Source organism: Deinococcus sp. (genome assembly GCF_030523985.1).
Taxonomy (GTDB): Bacteria; Deinococcota; Deinococci; order Deinococcales; family Deinococcaceae; genus Deinococcus.
On the sequence record NZ_JAUNHK010000019.1, the window covers coordinates 1 to 21,804 of the forward strand.

At 66.0% G+C, this 21,804-nt stretch carries 20 protein-coding genes and 1 pseudogene; 16 read left to right on the forward strand and 5 right to left on the reverse strand.

Features of this window, described 5'->3' with window-relative positions; genetic code table 11:
* Positions 1-494 precede the first annotated feature (494 nt).
* A complete protein-coding gene (locus Q4C89_RS04770) occupies positions 495-692 on the reverse strand; it encodes a hypothetical protein (RefSeq protein WP_303101460.1) in 198 nt (65 codons plus the stop codon).
* The gene (locus tag Q4C89_RS04775; RefSeq protein ID WP_303101461.1) at positions 689-1,441 is read right to left on the reverse strand and encodes a hypothetical protein; all 753 of its coding nucleotides are present in this window, start codon (positions 1,439-1,441) and stop codon (positions 689-691) included. The genes Q4C89_RS04770 and Q4C89_RS04775 overlap by 4 nt, the downstream gene beginning before the upstream one ends.
* A 183-nt stretch (positions 1,442-1,624) precedes the next feature.
* Between Q4C89_RS04775 and Q4C89_RS04780 the strand changes: the two genes are divergently transcribed.
* The 9 genes from Q4C89_RS04780 to Q4C89_RS04820 all read left to right on the forward strand — a co-directional run bounded on the left by Q4C89_RS04780 (position 1,625) and on the right by Q4C89_RS04820 (position 9,956).
* On the forward strand, positions 1,625-2,200 hold the full coding sequence (locus Q4C89_RS04780; RefSeq protein ID WP_303101462.1) for a TerD family protein: 576 nt from the start codon (positions 1,625-1,627) through the stop codon (positions 2,198-2,200).
* 58 nt (positions 2,201-2,258) lie between these two features.
* Positions 2,259-2,840, forward strand: coding sequence for a TerD family protein (locus tag Q4C89_RS04785; protein ID WP_303101463.1), 582 nt, complete (start codon positions 2,259-2,261; stop codon positions 2,838-2,840).
* Between the two features lie 129 nt (positions 2,841-2,969).
* Positions 2,970-4,019 carry a DUF475 domain-containing protein gene (locus Q4C89_RS04790; protein WP_303101464.1) on the forward strand — a complete coding sequence of 350 codons (1,050 nt, stop codon included), beginning with the start codon at positions 2,970-2,972 and terminating at the stop codon, positions 4,017-4,019.
* 84 nt (positions 4,020-4,103) lie between these two features.
* Positions 4,104-5,162, forward strand: coding sequence for a glucose-1-phosphate thymidylyltransferase (locus tag Q4C89_RS04795; RefSeq protein WP_303101465.1), 1,059 nt, complete (start codon positions 4,104-4,106; stop codon positions 5,160-5,162).
* 144 nt (positions 5,163-5,306) lie between these two features.
* A complete protein-coding gene (locus Q4C89_RS04800; protein WP_303101466.1) occupies positions 5,307-5,735 on the forward strand; it encodes a MarR family winged helix-turn-helix transcriptional regulator in 429 nt (142 codons plus the stop codon).
* Entirely contained in the window at positions 5,732-6,955 is a 1,224-nt protein-coding gene (locus Q4C89_RS04805) for a cytochrome P450 (protein WP_303101467.1), read from the forward strand. The genes Q4C89_RS04800 and Q4C89_RS04805 overlap by 4 nt, the downstream gene beginning before the upstream one ends.
* On the forward strand, positions 6,952-7,425 hold the full coding sequence (locus Q4C89_RS04810; protein WP_303101468.1) for a peroxiredoxin: 474 nt from the start codon (positions 6,952-6,954) through the stop codon (positions 7,423-7,425). The genes Q4C89_RS04805 and Q4C89_RS04810 overlap by 4 nt, the downstream gene beginning before the upstream one ends.
* 70 nt (positions 7,426-7,495) lie before the next feature.
* Positions 7,496-8,620, forward strand: a complete 1,125-nt coding sequence (nagA, locus tag Q4C89_RS04815) for an N-acetylglucosamine-6-phosphate deacetylase (RefSeq protein WP_303101469.1) — start codon at positions 7,496-7,498, stop codon at positions 8,618-8,620.
* 46 nt (positions 8,621-8,666) lie between these two features.
* Positions 8,667-9,956 carry an NAD(P)/FAD-dependent oxidoreductase gene (locus Q4C89_RS04820; RefSeq protein WP_303101470.1) on the forward strand — a complete coding sequence of 430 codons (1,290 nt, stop codon included), beginning with the start codon at positions 8,667-8,669 and terminating at the stop codon, positions 9,954-9,956.
* Between the two features lie 12 nt (positions 9,957-9,968).
* Here the strand turns inward: Q4C89_RS04820 and Q4C89_RS04825 are convergent, their stop codons facing one another.
* Positions 9,969-10,997, reverse strand: a complete 1,029-nt coding sequence (locus Q4C89_RS04825) for an SIS domain-containing protein (protein WP_303101471.1) — start codon at positions 10,995-10,997, stop codon at positions 9,969-9,971.
* A 40-nt stretch (positions 10,998-11,037) separates the two neighbouring features.
* On the opposite strand from Q4C89_RS04825, the gene Q4C89_RS04830 reads away from it, so the two are divergent.
* The 3 genes from Q4C89_RS04830 (at position 11,038) to Q4C89_RS04840 (ending at position 15,559) form a co-directional block, all read left to right on the forward strand.
* Positions 11,038-12,030, forward strand: coding sequence for a site-specific integrase (locus Q4C89_RS04830; protein ID WP_303101472.1), 993 nt, complete (start codon positions 11,038-11,040; stop codon positions 12,028-12,030).
* An 89-nt stretch (positions 12,031-12,119) separates the two neighbouring features.
* Positions 12,120-14,546 (forward strand): esterase-like activity of phytase family protein, encoded by a 2,427-nt coding sequence (locus tag Q4C89_RS04835; protein WP_303101473.1) that lies wholly within the window; start codon positions 12,120-12,122, stop codon positions 14,544-14,546.
* A 71-nt stretch (positions 14,547-14,617) separates the two neighbouring features.
* Positions 14,618-15,559, forward strand: a complete 942-nt coding sequence (locus Q4C89_RS04840; RefSeq protein WP_303101474.1) for a hypothetical protein — start codon at positions 14,618-14,620, stop codon at positions 15,557-15,559.
* Positions 15,560-15,641: 82 nt separating this feature from the next.
* Here the strand turns inward: Q4C89_RS04840 and lexA are convergent, their stop codons facing one another.
* Both lexA and pprA read right to left on the reverse strand, forming a co-directional pair.
* The gene (lexA, locus tag Q4C89_RS04845; protein ID WP_303101475.1) at positions 15,642-16,271 is read right to left on the reverse strand and encodes a transcriptional repressor LexA; all 630 of its coding nucleotides are present in this window, start codon (positions 16,269-16,271) and stop codon (positions 15,642-15,644) included.
* A gap of 122 nt (positions 16,272-16,393) precedes the next feature.
* Positions 16,394-17,258: pseudogene (pprA, locus tag Q4C89_RS04850) on the reverse strand (DNA repair protein PprA).
* 81 nt (positions 17,259-17,339) lie between these two features.
* On the opposite strand from pprA, the gene Q4C89_RS04855 reads away from it, so the two are divergent.
* The 4 genes from Q4C89_RS04855 to Q4C89_RS04870 all read left to right on the forward strand — a co-directional run bounded on the left by Q4C89_RS04855 (position 17,340) and on the right by Q4C89_RS04870 (position 21,751).
* Positions 17,340-18,374: an MBL fold metallo-hydrolase gene (locus Q4C89_RS04855; RefSeq protein ID WP_303101476.1), complete on the forward strand. Its 1,035-nt coding sequence runs from the start codon at positions 17,340-17,342 to the stop codon at positions 18,372-18,374.
* A gap of 264 nt (positions 18,375-18,638) precedes the next feature.
* Complete coding sequence (locus Q4C89_RS04860) at positions 18,639-18,998, forward strand: PleD family two-component system response regulator (protein ID WP_303101477.1); 360 nt, start codon at positions 18,639-18,641, stop codon at positions 18,996-18,998.
* Positions 18,999-19,000: 2 nt separating this feature from the next.
* Positions 19,001-19,411 (forward strand): chemotaxis protein CheW, encoded by a 411-nt coding sequence (locus tag Q4C89_RS04865; RefSeq protein ID WP_303101478.1) that lies wholly within the window; start codon positions 19,001-19,003, stop codon positions 19,409-19,411.
* Positions 19,412-19,489: 78 nt separating this feature from the next.
* Positions 19,490-21,751 (forward strand): methyl-accepting chemotaxis protein, encoded by a 2,262-nt coding sequence (locus Q4C89_RS04870; RefSeq protein WP_303101479.1) that lies wholly within the window; start codon positions 19,490-19,492, stop codon positions 21,749-21,751.
* The last annotated feature ends 53 nt before the right edge of the window (positions 21,752-21,804 follow it).

Sequence of the window (21,804 nt, forward strand, 5' to 3'; positions counted from 1 at the left end):
TTTTGGCGTCCCATGCAGCATGATAAGCCTTCTCATGCCCTTGGTCATCCACTAGAGACGCTCGCTATTCCAAGTTGCCCCGACCCCTACCCGCTAGAGACCACCCGCGCTCCCCCAAAGTGATCTCCACTAACGTCTGCTCTCATGACTTTTATCAGGCCGTAAGGATCCCCAACTTGATGGGGTCAGACTCTGCCGCCGAAGGGTACTGGGCCAACTGTGCCTTGACTTCTGTGTACTTGCTCATTCTTCCACCTCTTGTCCTGTTTTCAACTGGTCAGATTGCGCCCGACCAGGGTGAAAAGTGACGTGGATCGCATACGCCGCTCTTCTGTGGTCAGGGTAGAACAGGGCCGGACACCTGTGCTTCATGAAATACTGAGCATTTTGTATCGAGTACAAAGGGGGGAAGGGCAGGACGACATAGGCCCCTCCAGCAACGCTCTGGTCGTCGGAAGGAGCCGGCCCTAAGTCAGCTTCAGCGTGATTATCCGTTACAGGTCGCCGTAACCGCCCCCGTCCGTAGGAGCGGGTTCCGGGGCCGGGTCAGGCGTGGGCACGGTCCAGGTGGGCGAAGGAGCGGGCGACGGGTTCTGACCACCGAAGAAGCCGCGCTGGTCCAGCACAATCACGACAATGCACGCCAGCACGATGAGCGCCAGCAGCGCCCCAATCAGGCGAGCGCGGCTCATGCACGGCCCCCACGGGCGTTGCGGCGGCGCGACTGCTGGTCGCCAGAGTTCAGCGCCTCGTCCAGCAGCGCAGCGTTGCGCCCCACCCGGCGGGCAATTTCCGACAGGGCCGACTCGGTGACGTGGCGGTCTTCGGCGCTCAGGTCGGCCTGACGCAGCGCCCCGGCCACGTTGCCCTTGGCCTGGGCCAGTTGCATGTCGATGCGGGCCTTGTTGATCTGGCGGTCGTATTCGGCCAGGTCCACCCGCAGGTCTTCGAGGTGGGTCTGGGCACGGGCGAACGCCTCGCGGCTGGCGTTCAGATCGGCTTCCCAGGCTTCCACGTCTGCCGGGTCCATGTCCTTGCGGTTGGTGTCGATCAGGCGCTTGAAGTCCTGCAGGTGGGCATTGGCCTCGGCCAGTTGGCGGCTCTTGTTGTGCATCAGGGTCTCGAACTGCTTGCGCTGCAAAATCAGGGTTTCGAGCGGCATGGCGCGGGCGACCCCCTCCTTGGCCCGCACCCGCCCGGCGTTGAGCGCCATCATCAGCGCGGGCAGCAGGGTCACCACCGCCAGAATCATCACCAGCAGGGCGATGGCCGTTATCCCGGTGACGGCCACTTTCAAGAGGGCCGTAGCGACGAAGGCCAGCACGCCGATGCCGACTGCTCCGCCTACCGTATAGAGGGCAATCTTGGCCGGGGAATAGGGAACGACCACCTCGGTGCCGCCCGCGCTGATTACCGTCTCCTGACGAACAGGTTGACTCATGCCCCCTTCTAAGCCCGAGATGTCAGGGGAGTTTGATGTCTCCCCCACTTCCCCCGGAGCGGGCGGAACTTTTCCAGCCCAGGCCGCATACTGGGTTGCGGAAGTGCCGTCTCCCCTAGGGGGGCAGCCTTCGACACTTCATTTTAGTCCTTCATGGACTTTCTCTTTTCTGGAGGCAACATCATGGCAGTATCTCTGACCAAAGGCGGAAACGTTTCCCTTTCCAAAGAAGCACCAGGCCTCACGTCCATCCTGGTCGGTCTGGGCTGGAATCCCCGCGCCACCGACGGACAGGCGTTCGACCTCGACGGCAGCGTCTTTTTGCTGAATGCGGGCGGCAAGGTTCGTTCGGACAGCGACTTCATCTTCTACAACAATAAGCAGAGTACCGACGGCAGCGTGGAGCACGCGGGCGACAACCTGACCGGACAGGGCAGCGGCGACGACGAAACGGTCAAGATCGACCTCGTGCGCGTTCCGGCTGACGTGGACAAAATCGCCGTGTGCGTCACCATCCACGAAGCCGACAGCCGGGGCCAGAACTTCGGACAGGTCAGCCAGGCTTACATCCGCGTGATGAACGGCGCAGGTGGCGCAGAAATCGCCCGCTACGACCTTTCCGAAGACGCCAGCACCGACACCGCCATGATTTTCGGTGAGGTGTATCGTCACGGCAGCGACTGGAAGTTCCGCGCCGTGGGGCAGGGCTTCGGCGGGGGCCTCGCGCCGCTGGCCCGCAATTTCGGCGTCAACGTTTAAGCCCTTTCGGGGGGCAGGCTTTGGGCTTGCTCCCTTTTTCATTTCAGGAGGACTCCACATGCCCATCTCGCTCGAAAAAGGTCAGAAAATCTCGCTCAGCAAGGAAGCTGGCCCCAGTCTGTCCAGCGTGGTCATGGGCCTGGGCTGGGACGCCGTCAAGAAAAAGGGCTTCCTGGGCTTCGGCGGCGGTCAGAAGGACGTCGACCTCGACGGCAACGCCCTGCTGTTCGATGCGGGCGGCAACCTGCTCGACGCGGTGTGGTTCCGGCAGCTTCAGAGTCGGGACGGCACGGTGCGCCACAGCGGCGACAACCGCACCGGAGTGGGCGAGGGCGACGACGAAACCATCAGCATCGACCTCTCGCGCCTGCCCGCCAACGTGCAGACCGTGGTGTTCAGCGTCAACAACTACACCGGGCAGGACTTCAGCCAGGTGCAGAACGCCTACTGCCGCCTCATCAACGCCCAGAACAACGCCGAAATCGCCCGCTATAACCTCACGGCGCAGGGGGCACACTCGGCGCTCATCCTGGCGAGCCTGCGGCGAAACGGGAGCGACTGGACCATGACCGCCATCGGCGCGCCCAGCCGGGGCCGAACCTACCAGGACAACCTGCCCGACATGCGGCCCCACCTCTGACGCAGGTGTGAGGCGGGGAAAACCCACAGCCGGGGCGTGAAGGTCTAGAATCCGGCTTCACTCCCGCCTTCATCTGGAGTCAACGACACACGGGGGCCAGCACGCCCCCCATTTTCTTGAGGTAAATCAGTGAAAACATTTCGGGAATTTTTCGGCCTTTCGATGATTGTCACCGTGGTCTGCCTGGTGATTGCCGCCTGGGACGGCTACGCACGCGGCGGGCACACGCTCAGCGCACTGGGTAACGCCCTGGCGATTGCCCTGCTGCTGGGTGTCCTCGAAGTCTCGCTGTCTTTCGACAACGCCGTGGTCAATGCCAGCGTGCTGCGCAACATGTCGGTGGTCTGGCAGCAGCGCTTCCTGACCTGGGGGATGCTGATTGCCGTCTTCGGGATGCGCTTCATCTTCCCCATCGTCATCGTGGCGCTGTCTTCGGGAATGGGGTTCATGGAAACGGTGCGCGAGGCTTTCGGCAACCCCGAGACCTACGCCCACCATCTGGAGCAGGCGCACGTCACCATCAGCGCTTTCGGGGGCACCTTCCTGATGATGGTCTTCCTGAAATACTTCATGAACCCCAAAAAGGAAGAGCACTGGCTGACCCATCTGGAAGGGACGCTGGCCCGCATCGGCAAGCTGGACACCATTCAAGCGGTCTTTGTAAGCGCGCTGCTGCTCTTCCTGGTGCATAACTTCGTCGCCCCGGCGGAGCGCCTCAGCGCATTGACCGCCGGATTTATCGGCCTGCTGGTCTACCTCGGCATGGACGCCATCGGCAGCCTGTTCGAGGCCGACGACCTCACCGCCAAAGCGGGCGCGGCCGGCTTCAGCTCGTTCATGTACCTGCAGGTGCTCGACGCCAGCTTCTCGCTGGACGGCGTGATCGGAGCCTTCGCCCTGTCCAAGGACATCGTGCTGATCGCAGCGGGCCTGACCATCGGTGCCATGTTCGTGCGTTCGCTGACCATCATGATGGTTCGCAAGGGCACCCTCGAGATGTACCGCTTCCTCGAACACGGGGCTCACTACGGCATCGGCGCACTCGCCGTCATCATGCTGCTGAGCATGAACCGCAACGTGCATATTCCCGAAATCATCACCGGACTGATTGGCGCAGGCTTCATCGCCCTGTCGGTCTGGGCGAGCCTGCGGGCCAACAAGCGCGACGCCCTGCATTGACATTCAGGCGAGCGGGGGGAAAGGGGCCGACGGGACGCCTCTTTCCCCCCACCCCTAGTCCCACTCTCCTTTAGACTGCAGGGAATGAAAGCGATTATTCCTGCTGCCGGACTGGGCACCCGCCTGCGGCCCCTAACTTTCACCCGGCCCAAACCAGTGCTGCGCGTCGCCGGACAGCCCATCATCCGCCACGCCATCCATACCCTGGTGCAGGCGGGCATTCGGGACATCGGCATCATCGTGTCCGAGGTCACCCGCGCCGAAATTCAGCACGCCGTGCGCGAACTGAGCGATGTCCGCCTTACCCTGATCGATCAGAGCCAGCAACTCGGCCTGGGCCACGCCGTCCTGACCGCCCGCGACTGGGTGGGGCAGGACGATTTCTGTGTGTACCTGGGTGACAACCTCTTCGAGAAGGGAGCCATTCCCTTCGTGGAGGCGTTTCGCCAGACCCGCCCCGACGCCCTGATTGCCCTGGTCGAAGTGGCGGACCCCACGGCTTTCGGGGTGGCTGAACTCAACGGCACGCGCATCGTGCGGCTGGTCGAAAAGCCGAAAAACCCGCCCAGCAATATGGCGGTGGCGGGCCTGTACTGCTTCACACCCAGCATCTTCCAGATGCTGGACGGCATGCCGCCCTCGGCACGCGGCGAGTACGAAATCACCGACGGGATTCAGCGCCTCATTGAGTCAGGGGCCGACGTGCAGGGCCAGCGGGTGGAGGGCTGGTGGAAGGACACGGGTCGCCCCGCCGACCTGCTCGAAGCGAACCGACTGCTGCTTGAGCGGCTCGAATCCCAGGTGGAGGGCGAGCTGGTGGACTCGCGGCTGACTGGGCGGGTGGTGGTGCCCGCGTCGTCACGGGTGATTCGCAGCAAGATTCAGGGGCCGGTGATCCTGGGGGAAAATGTGCTCATTGAGGACGCCTACATCGGGGCGTTTACCAGCATCGGGCGAGACAGCGTGGTGCGCCACGCTGAAATCGAACACAGTGTCGTGGACGCCGAGGTCGTGATCGAGAACGTGGACACCCGCCTGCAGGACTGCCTGATCGGGGTGCGGGCGCAGGTGCGTGGAGGACGCCGCGTGCCTCGCACCCACAAGCTGACGCTGTCGGATGCCAGCGTGATTGAGCTGGTTTGAGGCATCAAGGCTGAGTTCAGCATTTCTCTCCGACCTGTTCCCCTCACGCACAGGGAAGCACAGGCCGGAGCTTCACCTTTTTCCCACACATATAATTGCATTTTGCAATAACTTATCCCCTGTGACTGGACCCGGCTTACCGTTATGACCCTCTCTTCCCCATCCATCCAACTTCTGAGCGCCATCTGGAACCTCTGGCAATCGCTGGTGGCCGACGGTGCGGCGCGGCTGCGCGAGGACTGTGGCCTCGACCTTAAGGAATTCATTGCGGCGGGCTACCTGCAGGCCAGACCCACGCAGCCGGCCCAGCTTGCCGCCGAACTTCAGATGCCCCGCTATGAAGTCAGCCGCCTGCTGGGCAGCCTGGAACAAAAGGGCTTCGTGCAGCGCACCCGCTTTCAGACCGACGGGCGACAGGTTCTGGTGGAGCTGACCCCCAGTGGCCTCAGGGCCTGGGAAACGGGACTTCAGACTGTCCAGCACGTCGCCGAACCGTATCTCTCGCACCTGAACGACACCAAGCGGCAAGACCTGATCGCCACGCTTGCCAGTCTTACAAGGAGTCTTCCATGACCCAGCCCAACGAATCCGCCCCGCGTTGCCCCTTTTCGGGCCAGACCGAGTCGCTCACCCGCCGCCATGACCGCTTGGGGGCAGACAATCCCGAACCCGCCCACCTGGAGCAGTTGCAGCACTTTGACGCGGTGCGGCAAATCCTGAAAGACGACGAGGCCGACCAGATGGGCTTTCTGGCGAAATTCGCCTCCGACCCGCGCCTGGGCCGTGCGCCCGTGCTGTACATGAAGGGCGACGAACACACCGAGATGCGCCGCGCCACCGCCCGGTATTTCACGCCCACGGCGGTCAACAGTTACGGCCCCATGATTGCCGCCCTCTGCGACGAGATGCTGGCGGAACTGCTGCACAAGGGCGAGATGAATCTGGACGACCTGAGCCTGCGCCTCGCCGTGCAGGTCGCCGCCAGCGTGGTGGGCCTGACCGACAGCCGCCTGCCCGGGATGGAAAAGCGGATTGAGGCGTTCGTGTCGAGCAAGATGGACGGCGCACCTGGGGCCGTGACCAAGTCCTCGCCGGTGCGTGACGCGAGCATGGCGGGAGCGACGGGCCTTTTTTTCATGCTGGACGTGAAACCCGCCATCGAAGCCCGACGCAAGGCTCCCAAGGACGACCTCATCAGCTATCTGCTGGAGCGCGACTACACCGACCAGGAAATCCTGACCGAGTGCATCACCTACGCTACGGCGGGCATGATTACCACCCGCGAATTCATCACGCTGGCGGCCTACCAGATGCTGCAAAAGCCTGAGCTGCGCTCGGACTATGTCCACGGCACCGAGAAGGAACGGCACGCGATTTTGCACGAACTGCTGCGCCTCGACCCCGTGGTGACGATGCTCTACCGCAAGACCGAGCGCGACCTGGAAATCGGCGGGCAGCACTACCCTGCGGGCACCACCTTCGGCCTGAACATCCAGACGGCCAACGTGGACCCCGCCATCATGGGCGAAAACGCCGAAGAACTCTGCCCCCACCGCAAGCTTCCGCGTGGGGTGCAGGCGCAGGGGCTGGCCTTCGGGGACGGGGCGCACCGCTGCCCAGGGGCCTTCCTCGCCATCAAGGAGTCGGACATGTTCCTGCGCCGACTGCTGATGTGGCAAGACCTCGAAATCGTCAAGCATCCGCACATCGGCTCCAACGAAATCGTGAAGGGGTACGAGCTGCGCGGCCTGCGGGTGCGTCTGGGCGACCGCCATAGGGGGACAAACGCATGAGCAAACCCCGACTCGATCAACCTGCCCCCGACTTTTCCGGCGTCAGCGACGACGGCACGCCCGTTTCGCTGTCGGCCCTGCGCGGTCAGTGGGTCGTGCTGTACTTCTACCCCAAGGCCAACAGCTACGGCTGCTCCATCGAGGCGCAGAAGTTCGAGGCCACGCTGCCCGAATTCGAGAAGTACGGCGCACAGGTCATCGGCATCAGCACCGACTCGGAGGGCGGACAGGCCGCTTTCCGCGAGAAATGCCACCTGTCCTATCCCCTGCTGCCCGACCCCGACCAGACCATCTGCAAGGCTTATGGCGTGATGGGCGGCCTGACTTCGCTGGTAGGCGTGTCCAACCGGGCGTCGTTCGTGATTGACCCCGCTGGCACGCTGGTCTATGAGTTGCGGAGCATGCTGCACACCGTGCATGTGCCGGGCGCACTGGCAGAACTGCAAAAGCGCGGCGCAGCCAAAGCGTAGACACGCCCCGAAGCGCCTCGCGACTCGGCGCTCGACCGTCAACCCGTCGCCCAGAGGCTATGGTAAATCCATGACCTCTCCCGCCTCTTTGCGTGGCCGCCTGCTGTTGCCGGGCGGCTCGCTCGTTTCCGGCACGCTGCATTTCGGCTCTCACATCACGGCACTAGAGGAAAGCGCGGACACGGGCGGCCCGCTGATTTTGCCCGGTTTCGTGGACACCCACGTTCACGGTGGGGGCGGCGGCGATGCGATGGACGGCGCGGAGGGGGTGCGAACCCTGGCGCGGCTGCACGCCCGGCACGGCACGACCACCCTGCTGCCGACCACCATGACCAACCCCTGGGACAGCGTTCTGGCGGCCCTGCGCGGGGTGCGCGAGGTGATGGACGCAGGCGGCGTACCGGACGGGGCCGACATTCCCGGCGCTCACCTGGAAGGGCCGTTCATCAGCCCGCAGCGCCTGGGAGCGCAGCCGCCCTGCACGCTCACGCCGACGCCGGAGCGGGTGCGCGAACTGCTGGCGCTGGACGTGATTCGGGCCGTCACGCTGGCCCCGGAAATTGAGAGAGCCACCGAAGCGGCGCTGGCCTTCGCCGGAGCGGGCGTGCGGGTGGGCATCGGGCATACCGTAGCCGACGCCGACACGACGGCTGCGTTGCTGGACACGGTTCATGCGGCAGGGGGGCGCACCGCCGGAACCCACCTCTTCAACGCGATGGGCGGCATTCAGGGCCGCGAACCGGGGATTGCCGGGGCGATTCTGGCGAATGCCCACGCCTTCCCCGAAATTATTCTGGACGGCTTTCACCTGCACCGCCTGAGCTTTCTGCTCGCCCGCGCCGCCGCGCCGGAGCGGGTCATGCTGATTACCGACGCGATGCGGGCCGCCGGGCAGGGGGACGGCGAAAGCGAGCTGGGCGGGCAAGCGGTCACCGTCCGGTCAGGCCGCGCGGCCCTGGCCGACGGCACCCTGGCGGGCAGTATCCTGACGATGGACGTGGCCCTGAGAAATGCGGTAGCGGCAGGCGTACCGCTGCCCGAAGCGAGCCGGATGCTCAGCCTGCACCCGGCGCAGTCCATCGGCCTGGGTGACCGGGGCGAACTGCGGGTGGGGACGCGGGCCGACCTCGCAGTGCTGGACGATGAGCTGAACGTGCAGCAGGTTTATGTGGGTGGGCGGCGGGTGACGAACTGAACGCTGGCCCACGCGACGTGGTGAGGCCATGCTCTAGCCTGAGCGGGTGACGGACATCATCGTGGTAGGAGCGGGGCTGGCAGGACTGACGGCGGCCAGGACGCTGAAACGGGCGGGCAAAACCGTGCAGGTGCTGGAGCGCTCGGGACACCTGGGGGGCCGGGTCTGGAGCAAGGAGGTGGACGGCTACACGCTGGACGTGGGCTTTCTGGGCATGTTCACCGCGTATCCGGCAGCGCAGCGGCAACTGGAGTACGAGGCTCTGGACCTCGTTCGCCTGCGCCCCTCGGCGGTGCTGCGGCAGGAAAATGGGCGGGCCGAACTCGTCGGGGACCCCCTGCGCGACCCGGCGGCGCTGCCCGGCGACCTGTCGGCGGCGGCCCTGACAGCCACCGACCGCGTGGTGGTCGCCAAGCTGGTCGCGCACTTGCTCGCCGAACCGGCCCACGCCCTGCTCAACAGTCCCGACCAGACGACCCGCGAGTACCTGCTGGGCCTGGGCTTTTCGCAGCGCTCGCTGGAACGCTTCTTCACGCCATTTTTCGGCGGGCTGGTGCTCGACCGTCAGCTTCAGACGAGTGCGGCGCTGTTCCGCTACTACTTCAAGATGTTGCTGACTGGCGACGTAGCCATTCCCCGTGCGGGCATGAGCGAGATTCCCCGGCAACTGGCGCAGGGGCTGGACGTGCAACTGCACACGACCGTCACCGGATTGCGGGCCGAGCCGGGGGGCGTGACCGTGCAGCTTGAGGGAGGAGGCGAGCGCCGCGCCGCCCAGGTGGTGGTCGCCACCGACCCCAACACGGCGGCGCACCTCCTGGGCGAGCAACCCGGCGAGGCGCGGCCCAGAGCACGCGGAAGCCTGGGCAGCACCTACTTGCACTACGCGGCGGCGCAGCCCCTGGAACGCCAGCGCCGCCTGCAACTCAACGCCCTGCCGACGGGCCAGCTCAATCAGGTGTTCTGGCTTCAGGAGGAGTTTCCCAATCGCGTGCCGGAGGGGCACGGCCTGCTGATCGCCTCGGTGTGGGGTGTGCCGGATGTGAGCGACGCCGAACTCAATGCCCAGGTGCTTGGCGAGTTGCGGGCGTGGTACGGCCCCCGCGTGGAGGAACTGCGCCTGCTGGCGGTAGACCGTATCCCCCACACCCAGTTTCCGCAGCCTGCCGGGTACGCGGCGACGCTGCCCGGTCACGGCACGCCGCTGCCCAACGTGTTTTTTGCCAGTGAAGCGACCTCGCTCAGCGGGATTCAGGGGGCACTGGAAAGCGGCGAGAAGGCGGCGGCAGCGATTCTAGGCGACCTCGAAGTGCTGAGCCGCCCACGCGGAGCCTGAAAGCAGGGCCACTCAGCGCGTCTTCGTCACCTTGCTCAGCAGCGGGGGCTGGTCGGGGTCGAGGCCACGTCCCAGCGCGAGATGCGCCGCGAACAGGTAAAACGCCAGCGCACTCGTCACCGGGTCGAGCAGCGGGTGAAGTGCCGGGGTGGGCAGGTCGGCCCCCGGCTGCGGCCCCAGCAGACGCAGGTCGCCGCCCACGCCGCGCAGGTCGTCGTAGACCCGTGCGGTGGCGTCCCAGGCCGCGTCGGCGCAGGCGAAACCCAGCAGCGGCAGGCCCTCAGCCAGCAGGCGCTTGGGGCCGTGGCTGAATTCGGCGGCGCTGTAGGCTTCGGCGTGGATGCCGCAGGTTTCCTTGAGCTTGAGGGCGGCTTCCTGGGCCACGCCGTAGTGGTAGCCGCGCGCCAGCAGCAAAAGGTGGTCGGCAAACCGGTAGCGCTCGGCCAGTTCCGCCGCCTGGGGTTCGAGGTCCAGCGCCCGCGTCAGCACGTCGGGAAGCTGTTCCAGGGCGCGGGTCAGCCCGGTGTCGCCGCTCAGGTCGGCCAGCGTGGGCAGCAGGGCGCAGAGGCTCGCCAGGTAGCTTTTGGTCGCCGCCACCGCCTTTTCCGGGCCGCAGCGCAGCGGGAGCACGAACTCGGCGGCCTCCGCCAGCGGGCTGTCTTCCACGTTCACCAGCGCCACCGTCAGCGCCCCGGCGTCGCGGGCCATCTTCACGTTTTCCAGCACGTCGGGACTCTCGCCGCTTTGCGATACGGCAACCACCAGCGCTCCGGCGAGGTCGAGCCGCGCCCCGTACAGGGTATGCACGCTCGGCCCCAGCGAGGCGACGGGCAGCGAAAGCTGCGTTTCCAGCACGTATTTCAGCACCGTGCAGGCGTGGTCGCTGCTGCCACGGGCGATGGTGACGGCGTAGGCAGGCTGGCGCTCACGGATGGCGACGGCCAGGTCGCGGCTCACCTGCCCGTTTTCACGCAGCAGCCGGGCGACGACGGCGGGAGCCTCGCGGGTTTCGCGCAGCATCAGGGGGTCGGTGGGGGTCATGGCCCCACTGTAGCGGTCACCCGCTATGCTGGCCCCCGCAATGACGCTGGCCCAGTACCAAGGCGACCTGCTCTCGCAGACCCGCGAGTGGACGAACCTGCACGACGACGAAATGCGCCGCCGGGCGGTGAGGGCGGCGGGCGAAAAGGACGTTCCTGCGTTGGTGTCGCTGTCGGTGGCCTACCTGGGACACCAGGGCGGCAGCGGCGTGCTGAGCAGCCCGCGCACGGTAGACGCCTACGCGCTGGGTGTGCGGCAGTTCATCGAATACGCCACCTCGCAGGCCGTAAACCTGCTGCGCCCCGGACGCCACGATGCCCAGGGTTACGTGAACGCGATGCTGGCGGCGGGCCGCGCTCCGGCGGGGGTGCAGCTCAAGGTGGCGGCGGCGGGCTGCCTCTACCGCGCCCTGCGCTGGGCCGGGGCCACCGACGCCGACCCCTTTAGAGATGTGAAGGTGCCCAAAGACCGCACCCCCGGTATCGTCAAACGCCCGCCCTATTCCGAGGACGACCTGGCGGACGTGGTCGAGCAGGCCGACGTTCACGCCCGGTTTCTGCTGTTTCTGACGGCGCACGCGGGCCTGCGAATCAGCGAGGCGCTGGCGCTGGAGTGGCAGGATTTGGACGAAAGCACCCGGCGCATTCACGTTCGCAGCGGCAAGGGGCGCAAGTCGCGCATCGTCGCCATGAGCGGCAGCCTGGGCCGCGCCGCCCGCGCCTACCGCCAGCAGTTCGCTCCCGGCGGCCCGCAGCACGACACCGGACACCGCACCACGCCGCCCGAACGGGTCTTTCGCTACGCCAGCGTGATGACGGCCCGCTACCACATCGAAAAGGCGTTCAAGGCGGCGGGCGTGCCGTTCCGGGGGTTTCACCCTGGGCGCAAGTACGCCGGAACGCGCCTGCTGCGGCAAATCAAGGATTTCGGGCGGGTCGCCGCGCACCTGGGCCATGAGAGCGTGGACACCACCCGCCGGGGCTACGCCGAACTCGCCGCCGACGACCTCAAGGACGATTTGGGCGGCTGGTAAAAACCCGCCCCCTCTCCCCTGACCGTTTCCTGACCCGCAGCACACAGCCCGCTGACGCCCCGGCTTCATATTTCTCAGATGTGAGACAGATGACTCTTGGATGGATGGCGACCCTCACCCTTTCGCTCGGTGTGGCCTCGGCCCTCGGTGGTGGCTCGGCCCCGGTGCCTGCCCCCAAACCCGCCCCCCGGCCCGTGCAGACGCAGCCCGCGCCCAAGCCTGCTGCCCCCGCTCCCAAGCCTGTCGCGCCCAAGCCCACACCCCAGGCCCCAGTGCAGCAGCCCGTGACGGCTCCTGCGCCTGTCGCCGTCCCCCAGGTGCAACTGCCCGCCACCGAAGTCACCGAGCCGACGCTGGTCGGGTACGCCGAACTGCCTGCCGACACGTTCGCCGCAGGCCCCGCGAGTGGCGCTTGGCAAGGTGGTATGCGCGGTGAAGCCCGTTTTCCCAGCCAGCCCGTGCAGGGCTTTTCGGGCGTGCAGTTCGACCGCCAGGGCCAGGGCTACATTTTCCTGAGCGACAACGGCTACGGCGCCAAGAACAACTCGGCAGACTACCTGCTGCGCCTGCAGCGCCTCACCCTGACCCCTGGTGTGGCGGCGGGTCAGCCCGGCAAAGTGCAGCCCACCGGCTTTATCCAGCTCAGCGACCCCGACAAGAAGGTGCCCTGGCAAATCGTGAACGAGGCGACCGCCGAGCGCCTGCTGACGGGAGCGGACTTCGACGTGGAAGGCTTCGCGTTCGCGCAGGACGGCAGCATCTGGATTGGTGACGAGTTCGGCCCTTACCTGCTGCACTTCTCGGCGGACGGCAAGCTGCTCGAAGCGCCTATTGCCACGCCCAACATCGTGGGTTTCAAGACCCTGCGCGGTCAGGCTCCCATCGTCATCGGGCACCGCGGCAGCTCCGGCACCCGCCCCGAGCACACCCTGGAAGCGTACCGCGTCGCCATCGAAGCGGGCGCGGACTTCATCGAGCCTGACCTGGTCGTGACCAAAGACGGCGTGCTGGTTGCCCGTCACGAACCCGTGATTGCCGTGGTGGGTGCGGATGGCAAGGTGCTGGAAGCCACCGCCGATGTCGCCACCCGCGAGGAATTCAAAGACCGCCTGACCACCAAGACGCTCGACGGCGTGGAGGTGCGCGGCTACTTCGTGGAAGACTTCACCCTGGCCGAACTCAAGACCCTGCGTGCGGTGGAGCGTCTGCCCCAGTTGCGCGGCAAGAACTACGACGGCCAGTTCCAGATTCCCACGCTGGAAGAAGTGATTGCGCTGGTCAAGGACACCGAGGCCAAGACGGGGCGCAAAGTCGGCATCTACCCCGAAACCAAGCACCCCACCTACATGAACGAGGTCGCCAAGTACAACACCTCGCAACTGCTGATCGACACGCTGAAAAAGACCGATTTCACCGACCCCGCCCGCGTGTTTATCCAGTCCTTTGAAGTGGGCAACCTCAAGGACCTGAAGATGAATGTGATGCCGAAAGCGGGCGTCGACCTTCCGCTGGTGCAACTCGTCAGCAGCGACGACGAACCCGCCTACGACCTCAAGGTGGCAGGCGACACCCGCACCCCCAAGGACATGCTCAGCGACGAGGGCCTGAAGGAAATCGCCAGCTACGCCTCGGGCGTCGGCCCCTACAAGCGCTGGATTATCGACGCCGAGGGCAAGACCACCGATTTCGTGGGGCGGGCGCACGCCGCCGGGCTGATGGTTCACACCTGGACGATGCGCAACGAGCCGACCTACCTGCTGCCCCAGTACAAGAACGACCCCAAGGCCGAGATGCGTCAGGCGCTGCGGGCTGGTCTGGACGGCTTTTTCACCGACTTCCCCGCCACGGGGGCCGAAGTCGTGCGCGAACTGACCACCCCCGAAGTCCGCAGCCCCCAGAACCCCGCCTTTGCCCAGGGCGTCAGCAGCAGCGCCGCCAACATCGGCGCGAGCGGCGGCTTCGAGGGCTTTACCATCACCCCTGACGGCAAGGCGGCCTATGGCCTGCTGGAAAAGACCGTGAGTGGCGACGTGACGGGCCAACTGCGCCTGATGCGCTACGACCTGCAAACCCGCCAGTGGAGCCTCGCCGGACGCTACGCCCTGGAAGGACTGGGCGAAGCGATTGGCGACCTGACCCCCATCAACGACCGCGAATTCCTGGTGCTGGAGCGCGACAACAAGCAGGGCAAAGACGCCGTACTGAAGCGGGTGTACTCCTTCAGCCTGGACGACGTGAACCCCGACGGCACCTTCAACAAGACGCTGGTCGCCGACCTGATGCTGCTGGCCGACCCCCAGGGCCTCGCGCCCAGCACGCAGGACGGCTACTTCAACTTCCCGTACGTGACCATCGAAAACGTGCTGGTGCTCGACAAGAACACCATCCTGGTCGCCAACGACAACAACTACCCCGCCACCGGTGGGCGCGGCGCGGACGTGAAAGACCACAACGAAATGCTCTGGATTCGCCTGCCCTACGACCTGAACGTCAGCGCGGGCGTGGGCCGCAAATAAGCGAAAAAGGATGCAGGGGAGGAAGCACCTCCTCCTCTCCTCATGGCCCCGAGTCCAAAGGAACCCCCACCATGAAAAAACTACTCCTCACCGCTGCTTTTGCCTTGCTGAGCGCCGCTTCTGCCGCCCCATTCAAGTTCGTGGCCCTGGGCGACACCCCCTACAAACTGCCCGACGACTACGCCCGTTTCGAGTCGCTGATCGGTGAAGTCAATAAGCTGCGGCCCGCTTTCACCATCCACGTCGGTGACATCAAGAGCGGCTCCAGCCCGTGCAGCGACGAGAACTTTGCCAAGGTCAAGGCCGAGTTCGGCATGTTCCAGGGGCCACTGATCTACACCCCCGGCGACAACGAGTGGACCGACTGCCACCGCGAAAAGGCAGGCAAATTCGACCCGCTGGAGCGCCTTGCCAAAGTGCGCGAGATGTTCTTTACGGGCATGGGCGACCAGTCGTTCGGGCAAAAGCCGCTGACGCTCGAACGCCAGAAAGAACTGGTCGAAAACAGCCGCTGGACGTACCAGAACGTCGTGTTCAGCACCGTTCATGTGGTCGGCAGCAACAACGGCATGGAGCGCAATGCCGCCAGCGTCGCGGAATACTTCAGCCGCAACGCCGCCAACGTGCAGTGGATCAAAGACACCTTCGCCCAGGCCAAGGCCAAGAATGCCCCCGCCGTGGTCGTCGCGTTTCAGGCCGACCTGTTCTACGGTGCGCCCTTCCTGAACACCGAACTGGGCCTGCGCGACACGGTCAACACCCTCGCCGCCGAAGCCAAAGCCTACGGCAAGCCCGTGCTGCTAATTCACGGCGACTCGCACGTGCTCATCATCGACCGCCCGCTGACCGAAGTGGGCGCGAACACGGGGCTGGGTCAAACCATCAGCAGCGCCACGCTGAAGAACGTCACCCGCCTGCAAGTCATGGGCGAAAGCGACGTGGGCGCGGTGGAAGTCACGGTCGACCCCAGCACCCCCGGTGTGTTCGGGTTCCGGCCCGTTTACGCCCGCTGAATCCAGCCCTTTTCAAACAGTAAGGCGGCTCGTCCAGACCTAGGGACGGGCCGCCTTTCGTTCGGCAACAGTTGCGCCCGGCTTATTCCAGGCGGTGGCTGACACGCGGCGCACCCACACCCACGCGCCCGACCATGCGCCCCTGCACCTGCACCTGCTCGGCAGGAAAGGCCATGCGCGGAATGGCGGGGTTCTCGCTCATCAGGATGATTTCCTGACCGAAGTGATAGAGGCGCTTGAGGGTGGCGGCGTTGTCGCCGGGAATCAGCACCACTGCCACTTCACCGTCATGAACCTCGGAGGCCGGGCGCACCACCACGTAGTCGCCGTCCATCACGCCGATGCCCGTCATGCTCTCGCCGCGCACCTTGAGCAGAAAGTCGCCCGCCCGCAGGCCCAGCAGTGCCTCAATGCTCGGGGTGAAGTCTTCGGGCGACTGCTCGGCCAGCGCGGGCACCCCGGCGGCAATCTGACCGTAGATGGGCAGGCCCTCGCCCAGCGCCGCCCGTGCCTTGTCGCTCACCTGAAGGGGGCCGTAGCGTGTTTCGGCGGGCAGCAAGTACCCCATTTTTCGCAGAATGCCGACCTGCTGGCTGACGGCCTGTTTGGTCACACCGACTTCGTGGGCGACCTGCCCAGCCGTGGCCCCGGTGCCCAGGCGCAGGGTCGCTTGCAGGATGTGGCGGCGGGTGGGCGTCAGTTCGGGCGGCATGTCCTGTGCAGTCTGCCGGATTTCTTGTCACGGGTCAAGATAGGGGTTGGCAGCTTCACCCGGCCACAAGAAAAGGCCAAGACCGCCCGTCCTGGCCTTTCCCTGACTTTTGTTGCTCTGCCCTATTCCTTCAGCCCGTGCCGCAGCACCTCCGCGAGTTGACGGGTCACGCCGCCCTGGTAATCGTCGAGGGCCGCCTGGGCGGTCTTGAGGGCGGTGCGGTACTCCTCGGCGTTGCGGGCCGCCTCTCCGCTGACGGTCTGCACGAACGCCTGCACGGTGAAGTGCGCCTCGGGGAGCTGGGCGAGGTTGGCCCTGGCCCCGGCGTGCCGTGCGCCCAGCAGCGCCCCGAGCATTCCGTCCTTTTCGCTGCGGCGCATCAGTTCACGCTGGAAGGCCCGGTCTTTGATGCTGGCAATCACGTCCCAGGCGGCGTCCGACAGGGCGGCTTCGGCGGAGGCGGGACGGGCCACCTCAACCGACAGCGCGTCGCCCTTGCGCCAGACGCGGTGGAAGGTTCCGGCGCGGCCCGTCGCCCACTCGGTTTCGAAGTCGCGGGCATGTTCGATCAGCACTTTGAGCTGGGTCTGGGCCAAGTCGCCGGGAGCGCGGTAGCCCTCGCCCAGCGCCGCCCACTGGCTCAGCCCCCGTTCGTCGAGCGCCTGCATGGGCACATACGCCTGCGCCAGTGCGCCGAAGCCCTCGCTCACGCGGGCGCTGACGCGGCCATCGGTCAGCACCTCGATGTCGCTGCCGTCCTCGGTCAGCCGCGCCTCGTGCTGAAGGTGGTGCAGGCCCAGTCCCCAGCGGCCCTGCGCTTCGCGTAGCGACTGGGTCAGTGCGGCTTCCAGGGTGGCCCGGTCAGCTTCACTGGCGGCCAGCGCCGTGATCTGGCTGTCCACGCCCCCCGTCGCCATCAAGGTATCGAAGGCGGCATACATTCCGCCCGTCTGTTCTTTCGTCTTAGCCCTTGCCATCTTGCCTCATATTATGCCCTGAACAGATTGAAAAGACCAGACTTGAGCTGTTCACGTATCCAGGCCCGGTGGCAGGGCCTAAAGTAAACGTGTGACCGAAGCTGCTGCCCCGTCCTTTTCCGTGTCCCGCCTGGAGACCCGCCAGGGCCAGCGCCTCTATACCCTGTCGCTGCGGGCCTTCGAGCACATGCGGGTCAATGTCTTTCTGATGGTGGAGGGCGACCCGGCCCGGCCCAGCTACACGGCACTGATCGACACGGGCAGTGCGCTGGAGTTTTGCACGGCGGGGCTGCTGGCGGGGCTGGAAGCCGTGCGGCGCGACTACGGCGAGGCGTGGTCGTGGGACACCCTGTCGCGCATCGTTATCACGCACCCGCACCCCGACCATGTGGCGGGGCTGCCCTTCGTGCGTGAACGGACGGCTGCGCCCATCGCCGCGCACGCGCTGGCAGTGCCAGCCATCGAACACCCCGAGCAGAGGCAGCAGCAGGCCGCCGCCCTGACCGAGCAGATCATCCGCGAACTCGGCGTGCCCGAACACGACTCTTTCGGCACCGCCGAGCGGCTGAGGCGGCGCGGGCAAAAGCAGATGCTGCCGTGTGGCATCCCCGTGCAGACCGCCTTGCAAGACGGCGACGGCCTCGATGACCGCTGGACGGTGCTGTACACGCCGGGACACGAAGGTGCCCAAATCTGCCTGCGCCTAGGCGAAGTGCTGCTCAGCGCCGACCACCTGCTGCCGCGCAACTCACCGCCGCTGCAACCCGCCTGGCTGTGGGCCGGGCACGGCCTGACCCACTACCTCGCGTCCCTGGACCACATTGAGCGGCTGGAAGGGGTCGAGGTCGCGCTGGGCGGACACGACGAACCCATGCCGCACTGGCGTGAGCGCATCGCCGCGCTCCGGCAACGCTACGCCCAGCGCGGACTGGAGCTGCTGGCCCAGGCGGGGACGCCACGCAGTGCCTACGAGCTGACCCTGGCCCTCCACCCGCGCCTGCGGCCCTTACAAGCCCTGCTGCTGCTCGACCAGACCGCGAGCCTGGCCGAACACCTGGCCCTGACCGGGCAACTCGACGAAGGGCGAGGCGCGGGCGGTGTCCGGATGTACCAGACCAGAAGCTAGAGCGTCGGACGCTCCGACCCCATTTCTCATCTCTTTTTGTAAATTCTCACCTGATTGTTCATGAGAACACGGTTGCTGTTCCCCTGAATTGTTAGGGGGAGAAGGGACCACACGCGTGCCAAACGCCAAATTCTTTTTGTAATAAATTTCTCAGGTGTAAGAGTTTTGTCGGATGGGCGTTCTTAGGGTGACGTTTAGTTGAGGAACGTACTGGGGGTGGGCAAAGCCGTCCCTTGCCCCGGTCGCCAGGAGAACGCAAAAGATATGGCAAAGATTCTGATTATCGACGACTCGCCCGCAGACATCCGCTTTATGGCCGAAGCCATTCGTCCCACCGGGCATACGGTCATCAGCATCAGCAACCCGCTCGACGCCGAGGCGACGGTGGAGCGCGAGCGGCCCGCCCTGACCCTGCTCGACGTGGTGATGCCCGAGCGCAACGGGTACGAAACGCTACGTGCCCTGAAGAAACTGCCTGCCGCCGCCGCCATGAAAGTCATCATCGTCTCCAACAAGGGAGCCGAAACCGACGTGAAATGGGGCCTGCGCCAGGGCGCGGTGGACTATCTGGCCAAGCCTTATACGCCCGAGCAGGTCACCGCTCTGCTGGGCCGCCACCTCTGACCATGAACCTGTTGCTTTTTCGCGTGGGTTCACGGGTGCTGACGCTGCCCGCCGACCTGATTCGGCAGGTCAGGTCCCTGGACACCCTCTCTCCCCTGCCCGGCAGCGGCGGCGCTTTGCTGGGATTGACCGTCGTGGCGGGGCGGGCCGTTCCCGTACTCAACCTGCGGCAACTGGTGGGTATGCCCGCCGCCGAAGTCCCCGCCCGCCTGCTGCTCGTGAGCTTGCAGGAGCAGCTTTTTTGCCTGCCTGTGGACGACGTGCTGGGCTTTGCCGAGGACGAGCCGCCGCCGGGCAGCGACCTGCTGTCGCCCGAAAGCGTCATCGGCCTGCCGAGCGCGGGACAACGGGGCCAGCACCTCAGCTCCGACGCGCTGCTCGCCGCACTCAACCGCCGCCTGACCCCGGCGTGAATCCTGCCGAATTTCCCGCCCCTCACCGAAAAGTGCGGCAGACCGAACCTTCCCGCTTCCGCCCGAGGAATATTCGCCATGACTGAACCTCACAGCGTCCCTGCTGCCGAACCCTTCCGCTCCAACGTTCGCCCCCGCTCTCCCCGCCTCAGCGAGCAGTGGCTGGGGCGCCTCACGATTCCCCAGAAACTCCTGACCATCAGCCTGCTGCTGGGCGTGCCGCTCGCCGTAACGGTCACGTCCCTGGGCACCCAGGCGTGGAACGAGTACCGAACCGCCAACCGCCAGATTCAGATTGCCAGCAACTACGGCGCTCTTGAACAGTTGCAGCTTCAACTGCGCGAGATTCGCGGCTCTGCACCGGCGCAGGTGCAGCCCGAGCAGGTGCAGAGGCTCCAGCAGGTGGCCCAAGAGCTGAGTCAGGCCCTCAGCCGTCCCGACGCCGCCACGTCGCAACAGCTCAGCCTGGCGCTGGACGCCAAAATCGGCAATATCACCGAAGCGATTCGCACCGGCAGCGTCAACGCCGCGCAGCTCGCCACCCTCATCAACAGCGCCCTGGATACCGAACTGGCCCGACTGTTCCGCACCCTCGCGGACGAGGGCCAGCTTTCTACGGTCGGCACGGCAGGGGGTGGGCCGCTGGTTCGGCTGACTTCCGAGACGATGGCGCACAACCTCCCCGAAGTCGGGCGCATGTTCACCACCATCCTGCCGATTCTGGACACGGCACTCGCGGCGCAGGGCGGCGTCCTGACCGGAGAGCAACGGGCCGACATCCGCAACGCCGTGGCCCGCGCCCGCCAGCTGACCGACGAGATAGAGCGCGACGGGGCCAGCGTCCTGAGCGCCCGTCCCGACCTGCGGCCCACCCTGGCCCAGCCCTACGCGGTCGCCACCCAGCAGACCCGCGACCTCTTCGACTTTGTCGAGGAGCGCACCCTGAGGCCGCAGCAGGTCACCACCACCTTCCAGCAGCTTCTCGATGTCGCCAACCCGACCCTGCCCGCCCAGTACCGCGCCTTCGACCTGACGACCCAGGCACTGAGTCAGGTCTTTACGCAGCAGCGCGACCAGGCCAAGACCAAACTGATTCTCTTGGCCCTGCTGACCCTGGTGCTGGCCGCCGTCATCGTGACCCTGCTGCGCGCCGTGACCGCGTCGATTTTGCAGCCCCTGCGCCACCTCACCCGCGCCTCGCAGCACCTGTCCAACAGCGACTTCGACGTGAAGGTGCCTGTCCGCAGCCGCGACGAACTCGGGGTGCTGGGCCAGTCCTTCAACCGCGCCGCCGACCTGCTGAGGCAAAACCAGCTCAAAACCGAAAAGGAGCGCCGGGATGCCCAGCAGCTCCAGCACAACATCGGGGAATTTCTGGATGTCACGGTGGACATCGCCGGGGGCGACCTGACCCGCCGGGGCAACGTCACCGAGGACGTGCTGGGCAATGTGGTGGATTCCATCAACCTGATGACTGAGGAACTCGCCGCCACCCTGCGGCAGGTGCAGCAGGCGTCGCAGTCGGTAACGAACGGCTCGCAGCAGATGCTCGGCACCGCCGAGGAAATCGAGCAGGGGTCGCGCCTCACCACCGAGCAGGCGCAGCGCCTCGCCGCCCGCGCCCAGGAGATGAACCTCCGGATTCGGGACATGGCCCTCAGCGCCGAGGCCAGCGCCGACGCCGCGCAGCAGGCCCTCGAAACCTCGCGGCAGGGGCAGGAGGCCATGCGCGGCACCCTGGCCGGTATCCGCGTGATTCGGGAAGGCACCCAGGACGTCGCCTCCGGCATGACCACGCTGACCGAGCACTCGCGCCAGATTCAGAATGTGGTCGACACCATCACCCAGATTTCGAGCCAGATCAACCTGCTCTCGCTGCACGCTTCCATCGAGGCGGCGGGCGCGGGCGAGGCGGGCAGCCGCTTCAGCGTGGTGGCCGACGAGGTGCGCCAGCTCGCCGACCAGACCAACGAGGCGACGGGCCGCGTGACCCTGCTGCTCGCCAGCGTTCAGCGCGACATCGAGCAGACGATGAAAAGCGTGGAGCACAACGCCGAACAGGTCGAGCAGGGCTACCTCATCGCGGGCGAGGCCGAGCGGCGCTTGCAGGAACTCGCCCAGCTCGCCCAGCATTCCGCCCAGCTCGCCGGACACATCTCCCAGGAATCGGGCGCTCAGGCCCAGGAAGTCACGCAGATAGGTCAGGGCGTGCAGCACATCGCCGCCACCGCGCAGCAGGCCCAGCAGTCGGTGCAGCGGGGCAGGCAGGCCGCCGACCGCCTCCAGGCCCTCGCTCAGGAACTCGGCGGTGCCCTCAGCCGTTTCCGCCTTCCCGGCTGAGCTCTCCCGGCCCAGTTCCGCGCCCCCTTTCCCTCACCCCCCGCGCCCCGCAG

Excerpts from the sequence above, each read along its gene's own strand:
- Q4C89_RS04835 (WP_303101473.1), top strand. The coding sequence starts at position 12,120 with ATGACTCTTGGATGGATGGCGACCCTCACCCTTTCGCTCGGTGTGGCC.
- Q4C89_RS04805 (WP_303101467.1), top strand. The coding sequence starts at position 5,732 with ATGACCCAGCCCAACGAATCCGCCCCGCGTTGCCCCTTTTCGGGCCAG.
- Q4C89_RS04780 (WP_303101462.1), top strand. The coding sequence starts at position 1,625 with ATGGCAGTATCTCTGACCAAAGGCGGAAACGTTTCCCTTTCCAAAGAA.
- nagA (WP_303101469.1), top strand. The coding sequence starts at position 7,496 with ATGACCTCTCCCGCCTCTTTGCGTGGCCGCCTGCTGTTGCCGGGCGGC.
- Q4C89_RS04870 (WP_303101479.1), top strand. The coding sequence starts at position 19,490 with ATGACTGAACCTCACAGCGTCCCTGCTGCCGAACCCTTCCGCTCCAAC.
- lexA (WP_303101475.1), bottom strand. The coding sequence starts at position 16,271 with ATGCCGCCCGAACTGACGCCCACCCGCCGCCACATCCTGCAAGCGACC.
- Q4C89_RS04825 (WP_303101471.1), bottom strand. The coding sequence starts at position 10,997 with ATGACCCCCACCGACCCCCTGATGCTGCGCGAAACCCGCGAGGCTCCC.
- Q4C89_RS04865 (WP_303101478.1), top strand. The coding sequence starts at position 19,001 with ATGAACCTGTTGCTTTTTCGCGTGGGTTCACGGGTGCTGACGCTGCCC.
- Q4C89_RS04860 (WP_303101477.1), top strand. The coding sequence starts at position 18,639 with ATGGCAAAGATTCTGATTATCGACGACTCGCCCGCAGACATCCGCTTT.
- Q4C89_RS04840 (WP_303101474.1), top strand. The coding sequence starts at position 14,618 with ATGAAAAAACTACTCCTCACCGCTGCTTTTGCCTTGCTGAGCGCCGCT.
- Q4C89_RS04830 (WP_303101472.1), top strand. The coding sequence starts at position 11,038 with ATGACGCTGGCCCAGTACCAAGGCGACCTGCTCTCGCAGACCCGCGAG.
- Q4C89_RS04795 (WP_303101465.1), top strand. The coding sequence starts at position 4,104 with ATGAAAGCGATTATTCCTGCTGCCGGACTGGGCACCCGCCTGCGGCCC.
- Q4C89_RS04770 (WP_303101460.1), bottom strand. The coding sequence starts at position 692 with ATGAGCCGCGCTCGCCTGATTGGGGCGCTGCTGGCGCTCATCGTGCTG.
- Q4C89_RS04785 (WP_303101463.1), top strand. The coding sequence starts at position 2,259 with ATGCCCATCTCGCTCGAAAAAGGTCAGAAAATCTCGCTCAGCAAGGAA.
- Q4C89_RS04810 (WP_303101468.1), top strand. The coding sequence starts at position 6,952 with ATGAGCAAACCCCGACTCGATCAACCTGCCCCCGACTTTTCCGGCGTC.
- Q4C89_RS04775 (WP_303101461.1), bottom strand. The coding sequence starts at position 1,441 with ATGAGTCAACCTGTTCGTCAGGAGACGGTAATCAGCGCGGGCGGCACC.
- Q4C89_RS04800 (WP_303101466.1), top strand. The coding sequence starts at position 5,307 with ATGACCCTCTCTTCCCCATCCATCCAACTTCTGAGCGCCATCTGGAAC.